The sequence below is a fragment of the Caulobacter sp. 602-2 genome, assembly GCF_011043625.1.
Lineage (GTDB): Bacteria > Pseudomonadota > Alphaproteobacteria > Caulobacterales > Caulobacteraceae > Caulobacter.
In genome coordinates this window covers 40,751-56,280 of sequence record NZ_JAAKGT010000003.1, presented here as the reverse complement: position 1 = coordinate 56,280, position 15,530 = coordinate 40,751, and the positions used below count along the sequence as shown (strand labels likewise).

At 69.0% G+C, this 15,530-nt stretch carries 18 protein-coding genes and 1 tRNA gene; 9 read left to right on the top strand and 10 right to left on the bottom strand.

Features of this window, described 5'->3' with window-relative positions; translation table 11 throughout:
- The first annotated feature begins 78 nt into the window (after positions 1–78).
- Together lspA and G5B46_RS08375 are read left to right on the top strand one after the other, a co-directional pair.
- On the top strand, positions 79–591 hold the full coding sequence (gene lspA, locus G5B46_RS08380) for a signal peptidase II (protein ID WP_240903420.1): 513 nt from the start codon (positions 79–81) through the stop codon (positions 589–591).
- Between the two features lie 127 nt (positions 592–718).
- Positions 719–1,288 (top strand): DUF3035 domain-containing protein, encoded by a 570-nt coding sequence (locus G5B46_RS08375; protein ID WP_165257702.1) that lies wholly within the window; start codon positions 719–721, stop codon positions 1,286–1,288.
- Between the two features lie 72 nt (positions 1,289–1,360).
- Here the strand turns inward: G5B46_RS08375 and G5B46_RS08370 are convergent, their stop codons facing one another.
- The 5 genes from G5B46_RS08370 to G5B46_RS08350 all read right to left on the bottom strand — a co-directional run bounded on the left by G5B46_RS08370 (position 1,361) and on the right by G5B46_RS08350 (position 3,972).
- Entirely contained in the window at positions 1,361–1,672 is a 312-nt protein-coding gene (locus G5B46_RS08370) for a hypothetical protein (protein ID WP_165257700.1), read from the bottom strand.
- A gap of 148 nt (positions 1,673–1,820) precedes the next feature.
- Complete coding sequence (locus G5B46_RS08365) at positions 1,821–2,345, bottom strand: DUF3617 family protein (protein WP_165257698.1); 525 nt, start codon at positions 2,343–2,345, stop codon at positions 1,821–1,823.
- Positions 2,346–2,424: 79 nt separating this feature from the next.
- Complete coding sequence (locus G5B46_RS08360; protein WP_165257697.1) at positions 2,425–2,925, bottom strand: polymer-forming cytoskeletal protein; 501 nt, start codon at positions 2,923–2,925, stop codon at positions 2,425–2,427.
- A gap of 89 nt (positions 2,926–3,014) precedes the next feature.
- Positions 3,015–3,347: an Mpo1-like protein gene (locus G5B46_RS08355; RefSeq protein ID WP_165257695.1), complete on the bottom strand. Its 333-nt coding sequence runs from the start codon at positions 3,345–3,347 to the stop codon at positions 3,015–3,017.
- A 127-nt stretch (positions 3,348–3,474) separates the two neighbouring features.
- Positions 3,475–3,972, bottom strand: a complete 498-nt coding sequence (locus G5B46_RS08350) for an Lrp/AsnC family transcriptional regulator (protein WP_058348122.1) — start codon at positions 3,970–3,972, stop codon at positions 3,475–3,477.
- Between the two features lie 142 nt (positions 3,973–4,114).
- Between G5B46_RS08350 and G5B46_RS08345 the strand changes: the two genes are divergently transcribed.
- Positions 4,115–7,555, top strand: coding sequence for an indolepyruvate ferredoxin oxidoreductase family protein (locus G5B46_RS08345; RefSeq protein WP_165257694.1), 3,441 nt, complete (start codon positions 4,115–4,117; stop codon positions 7,553–7,555).
- Between the two features lie 16 nt (positions 7,556–7,571).
- Here the strand turns inward: G5B46_RS08345 and G5B46_RS08340 are convergent, their stop codons facing one another.
- On the bottom strand, positions 7,572–8,381 hold the full coding sequence (locus G5B46_RS08340) for an energy transducer TonB (RefSeq protein ID WP_165257692.1): 810 nt from the start codon (positions 8,379–8,381) through the stop codon (positions 7,572–7,574).
- Positions 8,382–8,404: 23 nt separating this feature from the next.
- On the opposite strand from G5B46_RS08340, the gene G5B46_RS08335 reads away from it, so the two are divergent.
- The 4 genes from G5B46_RS08335 to G5B46_RS08320 are packed head-to-tail and all read left to right on the top strand — an operon-like array spanning position 8,405 to position 10,603.
- A complete protein-coding gene (locus G5B46_RS08335) occupies positions 8,405–8,779 on the top strand; it encodes a hypothetical protein (RefSeq protein WP_165257690.1) in 375 nt (124 codons plus the stop codon).
- Positions 8,776–9,063 carry a type II toxin-antitoxin system RelE/ParE family toxin gene (locus G5B46_RS08330; RefSeq protein ID WP_165257688.1) on the top strand — a complete coding sequence of 96 codons (288 nt, stop codon included), beginning with the start codon at positions 8,776–8,778 and terminating at the stop codon, positions 9,061–9,063. Before G5B46_RS08335 ends, G5B46_RS08330 begins: the two co-directional genes overlap by 4 nt.
- Positions 9,063–10,181, top strand: coding sequence for an NAD(P)/FAD-dependent oxidoreductase (locus tag G5B46_RS08325; protein ID WP_165258337.1), 1,119 nt, complete (start codon positions 9,063–9,065; stop codon positions 10,179–10,181). The genes G5B46_RS08330 and G5B46_RS08325 overlap by 1 nt, the downstream gene beginning before the upstream one ends.
- Before the next feature lie 53 nt (positions 10,182–10,234).
- The gene (locus G5B46_RS08320) at positions 10,235–10,603 is read left to right on the top strand and encodes a hypothetical protein (protein ID WP_101719401.1); all 369 of its coding nucleotides are present in this window, start codon (positions 10,235–10,237) and stop codon (positions 10,601–10,603) included.
- Positions 10,604–10,612: 9 nt separating this feature from the next.
- On the opposite strand, the gene G5B46_RS08315 is transcribed toward G5B46_RS08320, so the two are convergent.
- Positions 10,613–11,857: a PQQ-dependent sugar dehydrogenase gene (locus tag G5B46_RS08315; protein ID WP_165257687.1), complete on the bottom strand. Its 1,245-nt coding sequence runs from the start codon at positions 11,855–11,857 to the stop codon at positions 10,613–10,615.
- Positions 11,858–11,982: 125 nt separating this feature from the next.
- On the opposite strand from G5B46_RS08315, the gene G5B46_RS08310 reads away from it, so the two are divergent.
- On the top strand, positions 11,983–13,032 hold the full coding sequence (locus G5B46_RS08310) for a glycosyltransferase (RefSeq protein ID WP_165257685.1): 1,050 nt from the start codon (positions 11,983–11,985) through the stop codon (positions 13,030–13,032).
- A gap of 42 nt (positions 13,033–13,074) precedes the next feature.
- Positions 13,075–13,151 (top strand) — tRNA-Met (locus G5B46_RS08305).
- 123 nt (positions 13,152–13,274) lie between these two features.
- On the opposite strand, the gene G5B46_RS08300 is transcribed toward G5B46_RS08305, so the two are convergent.
- From G5B46_RS08300 to G5B46_RS08290, 3 genes are all read right to left on the bottom strand, one after another.
- Positions 13,275–13,898: a hypothetical protein gene (locus G5B46_RS08300; protein ID WP_165257684.1), complete on the bottom strand. Its 624-nt coding sequence runs from the start codon at positions 13,896–13,898 to the stop codon at positions 13,275–13,277.
- Between the two features lie 13 nt (positions 13,899–13,911).
- The gene (locus G5B46_RS08295) at positions 13,912–14,301 is read right to left on the bottom strand and encodes a helix-turn-helix transcriptional regulator (RefSeq protein ID WP_165257682.1); all 390 of its coding nucleotides are present in this window, start codon (positions 14,299–14,301) and stop codon (positions 13,912–13,914) included.
- A 121-nt stretch (positions 14,302–14,422) separates the two neighbouring features.
- Complete coding sequence (locus tag G5B46_RS08290; RefSeq protein WP_165257680.1) at positions 14,423–15,325, bottom strand: PAS domain-containing protein; 903 nt, start codon at positions 15,323–15,325, stop codon at positions 14,423–14,425.
- Between the last annotated feature and the right edge of the window lie 205 nt (positions 15,326–15,530).

Below are 15,530 nucleotides of genomic sequence, written 5' to 3'. Positions count from 1 at the left end.
GTTGCCGCTGAAACCCCTCACCTTCCCAACGCTTCGCGTCGGGCCCCTTCCTCTCCCTATGGGAGAGGTGGACTAGTTCTGGAGACGACCTTGAAGATCACCCGCCTGGGCTGGACCGCCTACGCCGTCGCCGCCGCCACGGTGGTGCTCGACCAGATCTCCAAGCTCTGGGTGCTGGGCCTCCTGGGTTCGGCCCAGGGCTCCAGCGCCTCACTGCTGGGACCGGTCAAGCTGACCATGGTCCATAACTACGGCATGAGCTTTGGCCTGCTGCGCGACCACGCCGAGTGGGGGCGCTGGCTGCTGACGGTGTTCTCGGCGGCGGTGGTGGTGGGCCTGGGCGTCTGGGCGCGCAAGGCCGTGCGGCCGCTGACGGCGCTGGGCCTGGGCATGATCATCGGCGGGGCGATCGGCAACAACCTGATCGACCGGGTGATCTACGGCTACGTCGTCGACTTCATCGACGTGTCGCGACTCTATTTCCCGTGGGTGTTCAACGTCGCCGACTCGGGCATCTCGATCGGTGTCGCTTTCCTGTTGCTGGACAGTTTCATCGGTGAAGAGAACAAGCTGTCGCACCAGACGGAATAGGGGCCAAACCGGGGCTTAGCGCCCAAGCAAGGCCACAAATCCGAAGGACATTGGCGCCCGCCTTCGGATGTCGTATCGAGGGCGTCCGATTTTCGGCCGCCGGGGGCGGCCGCTGGAGCATGGGTTCATGAAGTTCAACCGGGTTGCGACCCTGAGCGTGCTGGCCGCCGTGGCCGCCACCGGTCTGGCCGGCTGCCAGTCGGCCTCGAAGGCCCTGGGCATGAGCAAGGTGGTCCCCGACGAGTTCCGCGTCGTCACCAAGGCTCCGCTCGTCGTTCCGCCCGACTACAGCCTGCGCCCGCCGGCGCCCGGCGAGCCGCGTCCGCAGGAACTGCAGCCGGAAAGCGCCGCCCGCCAGGCGCTGCTGGGCCAGAGCATGGCCGCCAACCGCACCGACGGTGAAAAGCTGCTGGTCTCCAAGGCAGGCGTCGACAAGGCCGACCCGCTGATCCGCTTCGTCGTCGACGACGAGAACGGCGACCTGGCCCACAAGGACGAGAGCTTCGCCAAGAAGGTCATGTTCTGGCGCAAGGACGACAAGACCGCGGGCGCGGTGACGGCGGCGGAAGCCGGCGCCACGGCTCCGGTGCCGGTCGACGCGGCGGCCGAAGAGGCGCGCCTGAAGACCCTGACCGGCGGCGGCGCGATCATCATCAGCCGCGACAAGCAGGGCAAGATCAAGCTGCCGGGCCTCTAAGGTCCGCCGCATTCGATCTGCAAGAATTCGACGGCCCGGAGCCTTGGCTTCCGGGCCGTTTTCTTTTCGAGGTCAGTCGCGAGACGTGCGTTCCAGGATGGCGCGCAGCGACTGGGCCTTCATCGGCAGGTCGGACGACAGCCGCGAGGCCATCTCCCGCAGACCTACGGCATAGGCTTCGCCGCCCTCGGCGATCTGATGGGCGCGTTCGCCCAGCGCGATCAGGTCCCGTTCCAAGGCCTCGACTTCTTCTCGGGCCAGCTGGCGGGCTTCTTGTTGCAGGCGTTGCAGGCGCTGGGCCGTCGTCTCCGGCCCGCGGGTCAGGTTGTAGACTTCGGCGCCGGCGGTTTCTTCCGGCACGACGGTCAGATGCGGACCGTTCATCGTCATCGGCTCCTCGAACTCACGGAACCCCCATGCGATGACAATGAACCTACAAGCCTTGCCGTTCCTGTAAAAAAGCGATGTTCTCTGCGAAGCTCGGCGTTTGTGGCTCGGGAGCCACATAAGGTGTTTGAGCTAGGCGCGATGACTAGGTCTTGGGCGCCGGGGCCGTTTCGGCCTTGTTTTCGCCCTTCGGCTCGCACGGGCCGATGTAGACGCTCTGGCTGTGCAGCCGCATGACCTTGGAGGCGCCGTAGGCCTGGACCTTCATTTCGAGGTCGGTGGTGGTGCGGGTCTGGAAGTCGCCCTTCACCACGCCGGCCAGGCTGTAGGTGATGGCGTCCTTGCGGCAGGTCAGTTCGATCGTGAAACCGTCGATGACCGGCGTGACCTCGGGCTTGCCGCAGGGCGCGGCCTTGGCGGCTTCGGCGGCCGGGTCGTGCCCCTCGCCGATGCACTGGGTGGTGCTCTGTTCGCCGCTGGGCGTGCCGGCGGTGGTCTTCCAGAGACCGGCGCGCAGCGGCCGGGGCGCGCCGCCGGCTTCGGGCGCCGCCTCGCTCCTGGCCGAGGAGGCTTCGGCGCCGGCCGCCGGCGCGGCGGCCTTGTCGTCGTTGCGCGAGCAGCCGGCCGCCGCGAGGACGGCCAGGAGGAGGGCGAGGTGGGCGGTGGTCATCGGCTACTGTCCCGAAAAGCGCGGCGGCGAACCGCCTTGCTCGAACAATACCCGGATGCGCCGGCCGGTTGCCAGGGGATCAGCCCGCAGCGGGCGCGTAAGTAGCTGCGGCCGGGGCCGGAGCAGGGGTGGGAGCCGGGGCCGGTTGCGGCGCCGGGCGGGTGAACTTGACGCTGCGGCCCTGGAAGTCGGCGCCGCTCTCCATGGCCAGTTGCTCGTGGGCGATGTCGCCCTCGACCTTGGCCGTACCGTAGAGGCGCACCTGGCGGGCGGCGACGGCGCCGATGACCTTGCCGTGGATCTCGACGGCCTGGGCGGCGATCGAGCCTTCCACGCGGCCGTTGGGGCCCAGCACCAGCTTGCCGACCTTGATGTCGCCGATCACCAGGCAGTCCAGGTGCAGTTCGCCGTCGCCCGAGACGTCGCCGCGGATGGTCAGGCCCTGGGCGATCAGCGAGGCGGGCTTGGGACGCGGCGGCGGAGCCGGGGCGGCGGCCTGGGCCAGGGGGGCGGGCGTCGGAGCGGCCGCCAGCGGCTCCAGGGCCAGCGGGGCGGGGGCGTCTTTCTTCTTCTGGAACATGAGGCGGCGGCTTTCTCGAATTGGGTCGCTTGCCAGCTTGACCAGCAAGGGCGGCGCCAATCGGAAATCGTCGTCTCAGGCGGGGCCCGTCACCAGGGGCGGCGGCCCGCCACCGTCTCGAAGAACAGCCGGAAGTCGCCCATCAGGCTGTAGAGGGGATAGGTGAAGGTGGCCGGGCGGTTCTTCTCGAACACGAAGTGTCCGACCCAGGCGAAGCCGTAGCCGACCAGCGGGGCGGCCAGGAAGAACCACGGGCTGATCGTCAGGCCCATCACCAGGCTGACGATCACAAGACTGGTGCCCACCACGTGCAGGCGGCGGCTGGTGCGGCTCTGATGTTCGGAGAGATAGAAGGGATAGAAGTCGGCGAAGGTGCGATAGCGCTCTTCGCCCGGCGCGTGTTCGGCGCGATGCTGGCCCATGGGGCGTGTCCTCCCGGTCGATGCGGCCCGACCTTGTCGCTTAGAGGAGGACTCTCTGCGCCCCGATGCAAGAGGCGACGCAAGAGGTCTCGTCGAGGGCGGCCCCCACCGCCCTCGAAGCGAGCCCTCAGCCCAGCGGGCTGACGTAGGGGCTGACCAGACCCAGCGGCACGGCCGTCGAGTTCTTGACGCCGCGGATGACGATGCGGCTCTCGATGTTCGAGACCAGGCCCAGCGACAGGATCTTGTCGCGCAGGAACTCGTCGAAGGCGTGCATGTCGCGGGTGACGATGCGCATCTCGTAGTCGGCCGCGCCCGTCACGGTGGCGCATTGCACCACCTCGGCCCACTTGGCGACCGCGTGCTCGAAGGTTTCGAGGTTTTCCTTGGTCGGCAGCGACAGCTTCACGGTGCAATAGACCTCGAAGCCCAGGCCCAGCTTTTCGCGGTCCAGGATGGTGACGCGGCGCTGGATGACGCCGGCGTCTTCGAGACGCTTGATGCGGCGCCAGCACGGGCTGGACGACAGGCCGACTCGCTCGGCGATCTCGGCGACGGACAGTCCGGCGTCGTGTTGGATGAGATCCAGGATCTTGGCATCCACGGCGTCGAGTTGTTCGGACAAGAATTCCTCCCCCCAGAGGGTGTTTGACGCGTCGATTTTGCGCAAAGCCCACCTGAGTCGGGCACGCCTTGGGCAAACAATTTCCGGGCTTCTATAAGATATTGCCTTACGGGCGAAAAGACCCGGGAGGAAAAATTTTGCCATGCGGCACTCGGAAGTCACGCTCGACGACAAATATGTGCTCGAAGATGGTCGGGCATTCATCACCGGCGTGCAGGCGCTGCTCCGTGTGCTGCTCGATCGCAAGCGCCTGGATCGACTCGCCGGCCTGAACACCGCCGGCTTCATGTCGGGCTATCGGGGCTCGCCGCTGGGCGGCCTCGACCAGCAGGCCGCGCGCATCCGCAAGCTGCTCGACGCGCACGACGTGGTCTTCAAGGAAGGCCTCAACGAAGACCTGGCCGCCACGGCCGTCTGGGGCAGCCAGCAGGCGAACCTCTTCCCCGGCGCGACGCACGATGGCGTCTACGGCATGTGGTACGGCAAGGCGCCGGGCGTCGACCGCACCGGCGACGTCTTCAAGCACGCCAACTTCGCCGGCTCCTTCCCGACCGGCGGCGTGCTGGCGGTGGCGGGCGACGACCACGCCTGCAAGAGCTCGACCCTGCCGTCGCAGTCGGAGTTCGCCTTCCAGGACTTCGAGATTCCCGTGCTGTCGCCCGCCGACGTGCAGGAAGTGCTCGACTACGGCCTTCTCGGCATCGCCATGTCGCGGTTCTCGGGTCTCTGGACCGGCCTGATCGCTCTCGCCGACACCATGGACAGCGGCGTGACCATCGACGTGTCGCTGGGCCGTCACCAGGCCGTCATTCCCGAATTCGCCATGCCGCCCGGCGGCCTGGGCATCCGGCTGAAGGACCAGCCGATGGAGAAGGAGCGTCGGCTCCGCCTCCACAAGATCCCCGCGGCCCTGGCTTTCGCCCGCGCCAACCAGATCGACCGCGTGGTGCTGGGCGCCTCGCACGTTCGCGTCGGCAAGGCCCGGCTGGGCATCGTGTGCCAGGGGCAGGCCTACAAGGACGTGCTGGAGGCCTTCTCGGCCATGGGCATGAGCCTGCAGGAAGCCGCCGACCTGGGCGTCTCGGTCTACAAGGTGGGCATGCCCTGGCCGCTGGAGCCCCTGGGCCTGCGCGCCTTCGCCGCCGGCCTCGAGACGCTGATGGTCATCGAACACAAGCGCGCGCTGATCGAGCCCCAGGCTCGGGCGGCGCTTTATGACCTGCCGGCCCAGGCCCGCCCGCGCATCATCGGCAAGACCGACGAGAAGGGCCATCCGCTGCTGTCGGAACTGGGCTCGCTGTCGGTGGCCGAAATCGCCCTGGCCATCTACGACCGCCTGCCCGACGGGCCGCACATGGAGCGGGCGCGCGCCTATCTGAACCGCGTCTCGGCCGCCGGCGTCGCCGCCGTCAGCCTGGCCTCGGACCAGGCCCGCAAGCCGTTCTTCTGCTCGGGCTGCCCGCACAACACCTCGACCAAGCTGCCGGAAGGCAGCCGGGCGCTGGCGGGCATCGGCTGCCACTACATGGCCGGCTTCAACGACCCCTCGACCGACCTCAACACCCACATGGGCGGCGAGGGCCTGACGTGGGTGGGCGCCGCGCCCTTCACGACCGAGAAGCACGTCTTCCAGAACCTGGGCGACGGCACCTACAACCACTCCGGCTCCCTCGCCATCCGGGCCGCCGTCGCGGCCGGGGCCAACATCACCTACAAGCTGCTGTTCAACGACGCGGTGGCCATGACTGGGGGGCAGCGCGCCGAAAGCGGCTTCACCCCCGCACAGATCACCCGCCAACTGGCCAGCGAGGGCGTGACCCGCACCGTGGTCGTGGTGGATGACCTCAAGCGCTACGAAGGCGTCGCCGACCTGGCGCCCGGGGTCGAGGTGTTCCCGCGTTCCGAGCTGATGACCGTGCAGAAGATGCTGCGCGACACCCCCGGGACCACGGTGCTGCTCTACGACCAGACCTGCGCCACCGAGAAGCGCCGTCGTCGCAAGCGCGGGACCATGGCCAAGGCGACCCAGAAGGTCTTCATCAATCCGCTGGTCTGCGAAGGCTGCGGCGACTGCTCGGTGAAGTCCAACTGCGTGTCGGTCGAGCCGCTCGACACCGCCTTTGGCCGCAAGCGCAAGATCAACCAGTCCAGCTGCAATCAGGACTACTCGTGCCTGGAGGGCTTCTGCCCGTCCTTCGTCACGCTGGAAGGGGCCGAGAAGGCCGGTGAAAAGGCCAAGCCCGCGCCGCTGTCGGCGGACTCCACGCCCTTGCCGGCGTTCGAGGAGTTCCACGGCGTGCGCCGGATCATCTTCACCGGCGTCGGCGGCACCGGGGTCACGACCGTGGCCTCGATCCTGGCCATGGCCGCCCACGTCGACGGCCGCGCCGGCAGCGTGGTCGACATGACGGGCCTGGCCCAGAAGGGCGGCTCGGTGTTCAGCCACGTCAAGATCGGCGAGACCGAGGAGACGGTGGTCGGTGGGCGCGTGCCGGCCGCCAGCGCCGACGTGCTGATCGCCTGCGACCTGCTGGTCGCCGCCAGCCCCGAGGCCCTGGCGCTGTACGCCAAGGACCGCACCATGGCCTTCGGCAACAGCGATTTCGCGCCCACCGCCGACTTCGTCACCAGCCGCGACGTCAAGTTCGATGGCGGAGCCATGGCTCGCCGGGTCAAGGCCGCCGCCAAGGCCTTCGACGCCTGCCCGGCCCAGCGCCTGGCCGAAAGCCGGTTCGGCGACGCCATCTACGCCAACATGATCATGGTCGGCTTCGCCTGGCAGCGCGGGGTGATCCCGGTCTCCAGCCGCGCGCTCTACCGGGCCATCAAGCTGAACGGGGTGGACGCCGAGGCCAACCTGCAGGCCTTCGAGCTGGGCCGCCAGATCGCCTTCGACCCAGCCGCGGCCGGCGACAAGCCGGTCGAGGTCCCCACGCCGCAGACCGAGCCGCTGGACGCCCTGATCGCTCGTCGGGTCGAGGATCTGGTCGCCTACCAGGACGCCCATTACGCCGCCCGCTACGCCGAACGCATCGCCAAGCTGCGTCACGCCGAGGTCGCGGCGACGGGCGAGGGGGCCGAGTTGCCCCTGACCCGCGCGGCGGCGACCAATCTCTACAAGCTGATGGCCTACAAGGACGAGTACGAGGTCGCCCGCCTCTACACCGACGGCCGCTTCGCCCAGGAGCTGGCCGGAACCTTCAAGGGCGGCAAGGCCAAGGTCTGGCTGTCGCCGCCGCTGATCGCGCCCAAGGGCAAGGACGGCAAGCCGAAGAAGATCGCCTTCGGCGGCTGGATGCTGGATCTGGCCTTCCCGATGATCGCGCGCATGAAGGGCCTGCGCGGCGGGGCCTTCGACGTCTTCGGCAAGACCGAGGAGCGCCGGAGGGAGCGCGGCCTGATCGCCGACTACGAGGTCACGCTCGACCGCCTGGCCGCCGGCCTGCGCACCGAGAACAGGACCCTGGCCGTCAAGCTGGCGGAGGTTCCCTCCGAGATCCGCGGCTACGGCCACGTCAAGGAAGCCGCGGTCGAGAAGGCCAAGGCGACCGCGGCCAAGCTGTGGGAGCAGTGGGAGGGGTGATCCCCCTCCCGGCGAGCTATTTCGACGCGTCGCGATAGACCGGCGCGTAGGCGGCGTTCAGGGCCGGCCAGTCGAAGACGGCGATCACCTGCTGGCCTTCGACCTTGGAGCCGTCCCTGGCGCGCTCGGGCGGGATGAAGCGCGGGGCCAGCGCCAGCATGGCCTCGCCGCCCGCCTGGGTCAGGTGTTCGCCGATGGCGCGGCAGCCGGTCAGCGCGCCGCCCTTGGCCGTGCACTCCAGATGGGTCAGGCCGTTCTCGGGGCCGATGGCCGCCACGATCGGGCCGTACAGGCCGACGGTGGGCGAAGCCTTCCAGTCCAGGCCGTGCAGGGCGCACTTGGCCGCGGGCTGGCCTTCCAGCATGCACGGCGCCGGGCCGTTGGGCTCCAGAGTCAGGATGGCGCCCGTCCCCGGCTGGGGGATCTGGACGTTGTTGTGGCCGCTCGGGGTCACCAGGGTGATCGGAATGGTGATCATCGCGCCGGCGACCGGCTGGCCGTCTGTGGTGGCGGGGGCCATGCGGAACTTGTCGGCCAGTTTCAGGGCCATGTCGTCGAAGTGCTCGTCCTTGGGGAAGGACGCCGGCGCGCGACAGGCTTCCAGGCGACCGTCGGCCGAGACGCGGCAGCGCAGCAGGGCCCAGCCGCCGATGCCCTGGCGCATGGCTCGGTAGGGATAGTAGTTGGCCATGTCGTTGGCGTTGGGTTTGCTCTTCCAGACGACGCCGTCGACGATCTCGCGTCCGGGCGAGGGCGCCTGGGCCATGGCGGAGCCGGCGAGGGCGAGGCTGACGGCCAGGCCCAGAAAACGTGCGGTTGAAATCATGGTCAAATACCCCCTGGGTCGTTATGGCCAAGTTGCAGGAGAGACTCAACGCCTTCACGCAGGCGGCGATCGAACGGCCGTCGGCGCTGGCCGGCAGGCGGGTTCGTGCTAGGCTGAGATCCATGAACAAGCCGGTTCGACATCCAGACAGGCACTTCATTCCGCCGGCCCTGGCTGAGCGCTTCCGTCCAGCCGTCGAGAACGGACGGTTCGAAAGTGTGGGCGAGGCGGTGGTCGTCGCCGCCCAGGCCTTTGCCGATCGTCTGGAGTTCGAGACTGCCGACGATGTCGAGGCCATCCGTCGCTCTATCGCTGCGTCCATCGCCGAGGAGGACTACGAGGACGCCGACGCCGTGTTCGCCAGGCTGCGCCAGCGTTATGGCGAGGGCGAGGATTGAAGCGTCTACGGTTCTCGCGGCGTGCGGAACTGGACCTTGTCGGCATAGGCGATTGGATCGCCGCCGATCGTCCCATGGCGGCGCGGCGCCTTGTCGCCCGTCTGATCTCAGGCGCGGAGGCCTTGCGGGCGACGCCTGAAATGGCGCCTCTCGTTTCCCACTATGGCGAGGGCGTTCGAGGTCTTTCCGTCAGGCCCTACATCATTCTCTACCGCGTTTCCGGGGAGGTCGTGTTCATCGAGCGCGTCATCCACGGCGCGCGATCGCCAAAGACCATCAGATGATCCCAGACTTCGATTTCGACGCCGTCGTGGTGGGCGCGGGCGCCGTGGGACTGGCCTGCGGCTACGCCCTGTCGCGGCGAGGCCTGGTCGTGGCGGTGCTGGAGGCCGAGAGCCACATCGGCCAGGGCGTGTCGTCGCGCAATTCCGAGGTGATCCACGGCGGGCTCTACTATCCGACCGGTTCGCTGAAGGCCCGGCTGTGCGTGCAGGGGCGGCGGCGGCTCTATGAATTCCTCGACGCCCACAAGGTCGCCTACAAGAAGTGCGGCAAGCTGGTGGTGGCCACCAGCGACGACGAGATCGCCCGGCTCGACGCCATCTGGGACCAGGCCCTGGCCAACGAAGTCGAGGGCATGGAGCGCCTGACGGGCGCGCAGGCCCAGGCCCTGGAGCCCGGTCTCAATGCCCACGCCGCCCTGCTGTCGCCGGAAAGCGGCGTCTTCGCCAGCCACGACTACATGCTGGCCCTGCACGGCGAGATCGAGGCCGCCGGCGGGGCGGTGGTGGTCTCCACCCCCTTCGAGGGCGCGAGCCCGCTGGAGGGCGGCGGCTTTTCGGTACGGGCCGGCGGCGCCGAGCCGACGACCCTGACCTGCCGCCTGCTGGTCACCGCGCCGGGCCTGTCGGCGCAGGGCGTGGCGGCGAGCATCGAGGGCTTTCCGCGGGATCAGATCCCCGCCGCCCATTACGGCAAGGGGGTCTATTTCCGGCTGACCGGCAAGGCGCCGTTCCAGCGCCTCGTCTATCCGCCGCCGATCCACGGGGCGCTGGGCACGCACTACCGCAACGACATGGGCGGCCAGGCGGTGTTCGGGCCCGATCTCGAATACGTGCCAGAGCCCGACTATTCTGTGGATCCAGACAGGGCGAAGGCCTTCGCCGCTTATATCCGCAAGTTCTGGCCGGGGCTGCCCGATGGCGCGCTCAGCCCCGACTACGCCGGCGTGCGCCCCAAGATCCACGGTCCCGACGAGCCCCAGCCAGACTTCCAGCTTCGCGGCGCCGACACTCATGGCCTTCCGGGGCTGGTGGCGCTGTTCGGCATCGAGAGCCCGGGCCTGACCAGTTCGCTGGCCATCGGCGAGGCCGTCGCCGACCGGCTTGAGTCGGCTGGCTGACACCAAACCCGCCCTCGTGCGTTAGCCTGGAAGGCTGTTCGACGGAGAGGGCGATGGTGGACGATTTCATCGACAGGCTGACTTCGCGCCTGGTGCGGGGCGCTGGCCTGGTCATGGCCGCGGCGATCGCGGCGATCTCGGGGGCCATGGCGGTGTTCGCCTTCCTGGCCTCGCTGGTCGGCGCGGCTTGGGCCCACGCCATCGTGGCGGCGATCGCCGCAGCGGTGGTGGCGATCTGGGCGCTGGCCCAGTCCAATCAGCAGGCCAAGGAGCGCAAGGCCCCCATCGAGGAGCGCGTGGCCGACATCATCCTGGCCCATCCGACCGCCTCGTTCCTGGCGGGGCTCGCGGCCGGAGCCTTGGTCAAGGGCAAGCCGTCGGAGGCGCGCAAGGCCTGGCGCGCCCGCCGCGAGGTGGACTAGAGCTGGGCCTCAGCCCTTCGGGGCGATCCGGATCACCTTGCCGTCGTCCTCGTCGGTCACCGCCCAGACGGCGCCGTCGGGGCCGACCACGACGTCGCGGATGCGTTCGCCGAAGTCGACGGCGATGCGCTCTTCGCCGACCACCTTGTCGCCGTCCAGCGTCAGGCGGGCGATGTGGTGCTCCTTCAGCGCGCCGACCAGCAGGCTGCCCTTCCAGGCGGGGAACAGGTCGGCCTGGTAAAAGGCCATGCCCGAGGGCGCGATCACCGGATCCCAGTAGTAGATCGGCTGCTCCAGGCCTTCCTTGGCGGTGATGCCCTCGCCGATCGGCTTGCCGGAATATTCCTCGCCATAGGTGATCGACGGCCAGCCGTAGTTCTTGCCGGCGCGGGGAATGTTCAGCTCGTCGCCGCCCTTGGCGCCGTGCTCGACCGTCCACAGTTCGCCGGTCTTGGGATTGATGGCGGCGGCCTGCAGGTTGCGGTGGCCGATCGACCAGATCTCGGGCTTGGCGCCGGCCTGACCGACATAGGGATTGTCGGCGGGGATCGAGCCGTCCGGCTTGATCCGCACCACCTTGCCCAGCGTGCCGTCGAGGCGCTGGGCCTGCATGCGGCCTTCGATGATCGAGCGCTCGCCGGTGGTGACGAACAGGTTGCCGTCGCGGGCGAACACCAGCCGTCCGCCAAAGTGCAGCGACGAGGCCAGGGTCGGCGTCTGGCGCCAGATGACCTGCACGTTCTCCAGCTTGGGCGTTGCGCCAGGGACCAGCTTGCCGCGCGCCACGGCCGTGCCGTTGCCGCCGTCGCGGGGCTCGGCGTAGCTCCAGTAGACGAGGCCGTTGTGGGCGTAGTGCGGATCGATCGCCAGGCCCAGCAGACCGCCCTGGCCGTTGGCGTCCACCGCCGGCAGGCCGGTCACGGCGGGCGACAGCTTGCCGTCCTTGGCCAGGATGCGCAGGCGGCCGGCGCGTTCGGTCACCAGGGCCGAACCGTCGGGCAGGAAGGCGATGGCCCACGGATGGTCCAGGCCCTTGGCCACGACCTGCACCTGGTAGTCGACGCCGGCGGCCTTCAGCGGCGCGCGCGTCTGGCCGGCGAAGGCGGGCTTCTGGTCGGGCGCGTTGGCGGTGCGGGTCTCGACCGGACCGCCGTCGGCGGCTACGGCCGGGGCGCTGCTGTCTTGGGCCTCGCCGGGGCCGCAGGCGGCGATGGCGAGCAGGGCGGAGGCGGCGAAGATCAGGGAAGAACGCATGGGGCGACCATAGACGTCTTTTCCTCCGGCGGGCGAGAGGCGGGGCCCCATTTCTTTCGGCGCATTGACAGGAGGGGCGGCGCGGGGAAGCTTCCCGGCCTTTCCCGCCGACCCCGGAGCCTGCCTTGACCGCCATCCTGCACGCCATGCTTGGCAAGGGTCTGGGCGGCCTGGAGCAGGTGTTTCTCGACTATCAGCCGATCCTGGAGACCTGGGCCGCGCGCCGGGGCGGGATCTGCGCCGGCGTGGTCCGGTCGGGAGGCGCGGTGGCCAAGGCCCAGGCCGGCCGCAGCCCGCCGCTGCTGTCGATGCCGGCCCATACCGACTGGGATCCGATCACCCTGGGCGCGGCCCGCAGGATCGTGAAGGCCGTCCAGCCGACCATCATCCTCAGCCACGGCCAGCGCCCGGCCCGCCTGTTCGAGAAGGCCGCGCCGAAGCAGGCGCGCCTGGCGATCTGCGTGCATAAGCCGGTGTTCGAGGTCGAGACCACGCGCACCGACTACATCTGCGTCGGCCGGCATCTGGCCGACCTGGCGATCGAGCGCGGGATCCCGGCGAGCCGCGTGCACTTCGTGCCCAACGCCGTGAAGATCCCCGCCGTGTTGGCTCAGCCGTTCGCCGACGCCGGCCGGCCGCCGCGCATCGTCGCCGCCGGCCGCCTGCACCCCAAGAAGGGTTTCGACGTGCTGGTCGCCGCCGCTGCCCTGCTGCGTGACCGGGGCCTGTCGTTCGAGGTCGAGATCGCCGGCGAGGGCGACGAGCGCGGCAGGCTCGAAGGGCTGATCGCTGAGCATGGCCTTGGCGAGCGCGTGCGCCTCGTGGGCTGGCGCGACGCCTCGGCCTTCCTGGCCACGGGCGACGTCTTCGCCTTCCCGTCCTACCAGGAGGGGTTCCCGCTGGTGCTGCTGGAGGCCATGGCCGTGGGCCTGCCCGTCGCGGCCAGCGCCATTCCCGGTCCGGACGAAATGATCCTTGAAGGCGTCAGCGGCCGCCTGACCGGGCCGGGCGATCCGGTCGCCCTGGCCGACGCCCTGGCCGCCCTGATCGCCGATCCGGCCGCCTCGGTCGCCCTGGGCCGCAAGGCCCGCGAGGCGGTGCTGGCCGACTATGGTCCCGACAGCCTGGCCAGGCGTTTGAGCGCAGTTGTGGATGAGATCGCAAACCGGGCTTGAAGCCCGCCCCGGTTTGCGCTTATAAGCCCGCTCCGCTTCGGCGGCTGGGTAGCTCAGATGGTTAGAGCGGTGGATTCATAACCCACAGGTCGGCGGTTCGATCCCGCCCCCAGCCACCAACGGTTTTCTCCGACAATTCGTTGAATTCGCATCGCTTCCTTGGCGATCGCGCGTGCGCGTCGATGCCGCCGTTGAAGGGGCGTTCGATGCTTGCGATCACGCTTTTCCGATCGAATTCCTCATCACTGTTCGAGCGCGCACGCCGCCCGCGCCGGCCGGTGATCGCGGGGTTTCGCTTCTGGGTTGAGCCCCGTATTGCTCAATAATTTATATTGATGTAAGTAAAGCGGACGGGTGATGACCGCCCTTGGGGAGTTGAGCGTGAACAAGTGCGCCGCCGTCCTGTCCGCCGCCATGGCTCTTGCGACCGCGACCGCGGGCGTCGCCAGTTCAGCCTCGGCCGCGACGTTTACGCCGAGCCCCGTCTCGAATTTCACCCTGAGCGGAAGCCTGACGGTCTCGCACCCCCAGGCCACGACCGTCACTTGCTCGGTCGAGATGACGGGCAACATCGACAGCAGCGGCGCCACGGCGGTGATCTCCAACGTCGCCGTCGACCCCGGCGACTGGGCATGCGGCTCTCTGCTGACGGCTAACGGCACGCCCTGGATCGTCCTGCCGACCAGCACCTCTTCGGTCATGATCTGGATGGGCTTCACATCGCCCTGGACCTGTGGCGGCGCCACTGCGGCCAGCTGGACGAACGGCGCGCCCAGCACGGTCACATTCTCGAGCGCGACGGTGCCCGGATCGCCGGGCTGCACCGTTAGCGGCACGCTCACCGCCTCGCACTCAGTGACCATCATGTAGGCTGGGGGCTCAGCTCGCCGCCTTGTCCTCGGTCGCGTACACGGTCGCCAGGCGGAAGAGCTCGTTGCGCACCGGCTCGGGCAGGGCGACGGCGGCTTCCATGAACGGGGCGGCCTCGCGCAGGCTCATGAAGCGGGCGATCAGGCTCTCGCCGCCGCCGGCCACGACGTCGACGCCCTCGAACAGCGCGCCGACCGGCAGCGACAGCGCCCGCGACACCTCGACCAGCTTGGAGGCGCTGATCCGGTTCTCGCCGGTCTCGTACTTCTGGATCTGCTGAAAGGTCAGGCCCAGGGCCGCCCCCAGTTCCTCCTGCGACACGCCGGCCGCGCGGCGATGGGCGCGGATCATCGCGCCGACATGCCGGTCGATCGGGTGCGGAGGAGGCGGGGGCGCCATGACGTCATTTCCGTATACGAAAATCAACGTTTTGGCTTTGCCTCGCGGGCGTCGAAAAAACAAGCGCTTAGGCCGCGGCGGCCGCGCGAATGTTCCGTTCGGTCAAGTTCGTTTCGGCCGATCAGGCCGACAGCACCGCCAGCACCCCCTCGGGAACGCCGTCGCGGCGCACCGTGGCCAGCGCCAGTTCGACCGTTCGCTCAGCCCCGTCCTTGACCAGCAGGGTCACGGGCAGGCGGCCGGGGGCGTCGCCCTGCAGGGCGTGCTCGACGGCCTGGGTCAGGGCGCGGCGCTCGGCCGGGCGGACGATGTCGCTGAGCCGGCAGTCGCGCAGTTCGGCCTCTGAGAAGCCAGTCAGCCGCAGGAAGTCGGCGTCCATCGAGGCCAGCACCCCGCGGATGTTCAGCCGGGCCGTGGCCACGCCGGGCAGCACCGATAGAGCCGTCTCCAGCGCCGCGGCGCGGTCGAGACGGGCGCGCAGGTCGCGTTCCTCGGTGCGGTTGACGAACAGGGCGGCCACGCCGCCGGGATAGGGGAACACCCGCACCCCGAAGCAGCGGCCCGACTGCACGGTCGATTCCGACTCGAACTCCAGCGTCTCGCCCGTACGCAGCACGCGGCGGAACTGCTCGCCGATCAGGGCCTGCACGGGGGCGCTGAACACCTCCGTCCAGGCCAGTCCGACCAGCTGGGCGGCGCTGGCGCCCTTCAGGTCCTCGAACACGGCGTTGACGGCGGTGATCCGCAGGTCGGGATCGAGCGCCACGAACGCCTCGTTGAGGTGGCCCAGTATGGCCGAGCGGGCCGTCTCCGCCGTCTGCAGGGCGGAGTCGTTGTCGAAGCCCGCCGGGCCCTCGGCCAGGCCGGCCGCGGCGTAGTGCTCGGCCGAGATCATCACCACGCGCGGTCGCCCGTGGTGAGTCACGATCACGGGTCCGGACAGGGCCACATCCTGCCACTGGCCGAAATTTCTGCTGATTTCCCCGGCGGTCACCCTGGCCGGTGCGATGTCGCGCGACTTCATGTCACCCTCTCCAGATCCACGCAAAATCCGGACGCTCCGCAATCGCTGAAACAAACTCTCGGAATGGTTGGTTGGTTGCCACTTAAAGTTACCGCCACGCGAGTCTGGGGGCAACGGTGTTATCCCAGCGGCACAACGTCGCAGTACGGCCAAGTTCTCAACTACGCGAACTTCAAATAACGCGGATTTTCCGTGAGAACTCGCC

Coding starts and splice junctions, on each gene's coding strand:
- G5B46_RS08375 (WP_165257702.1), top strand. CDS start 719: ATGAAGTTCAACCGGGTTGCGACCCTGAGCGTGCTGGCCGCCGTGGCC.
- G5B46_RS08370 (WP_165257700.1), bottom strand. CDS start 1,672: ATGAACGGTCCGCATCTGACCGTCGTGCCGGAAGAAACCGCCGGCGCC.
- G5B46_RS08365 (WP_165257698.1), bottom strand. CDS start 2,345: ATGACCACCGCCCACCTCGCCCTCCTCCTGGCCGTCCTCGCGGCGGCC.
- G5B46_RS08360 (WP_165257697.1), bottom strand. CDS start 2,925: ATGTTCCAGAAGAAGAAAGACGCCCCCGCCCCGCTGGCCCTGGAGCCG.
- G5B46_RS08355 (WP_165257695.1), bottom strand. CDS start 3,347: ATGGGCCAGCATCGCGCCGAACACGCGCCGGGCGAAGAGCGCTATCGC.
- G5B46_RS08345 (WP_165257694.1), top strand. CDS start 4,115: ATGCGGCACTCGGAAGTCACGCTCGACGACAAATATGTGCTCGAAGAT.
- G5B46_RS08340 (WP_165257692.1), bottom strand. CDS start 8,381: ATGATTTCAACCGCACGTTTTCTGGGCCTGGCCGTCAGCCTCGCCCTC.
- G5B46_RS08335 (WP_165257690.1), top strand. CDS start 8,405: ATGGCCAAGTTGCAGGAGAGACTCAACGCCTTCACGCAGGCGGCGATC.
- G5B46_RS08320 (WP_101719401.1), top strand. CDS start 10,235: ATGGTGGACGATTTCATCGACAGGCTGACTTCGCGCCTGGTGCGGGGC.
- G5B46_RS08315 (WP_165257687.1), bottom strand. CDS start 11,857: ATGCGTTCTTCCCTGATCTTCGCCGCCTCCGCCCTGCTCGCCATCGCC.
- G5B46_RS08300 (WP_165257684.1), bottom strand. CDS start 13,898: ATGATGGTCACTGAGTGCGAGGCGGTGAGCGTGCCGCTAACGGTGCAG.
- G5B46_RS08295 (WP_165257682.1), bottom strand. CDS start 14,301: ATGGCGCCCCCGCCTCCTCCGCACCCGATCGACCGGCATGTCGGCGCG.
- G5B46_RS08290 (WP_165257680.1), bottom strand. CDS start 15,325: ATGAAGTCGCGCGACATCGCACCGGCCAGGGTGACCGCCGGGGAAATC.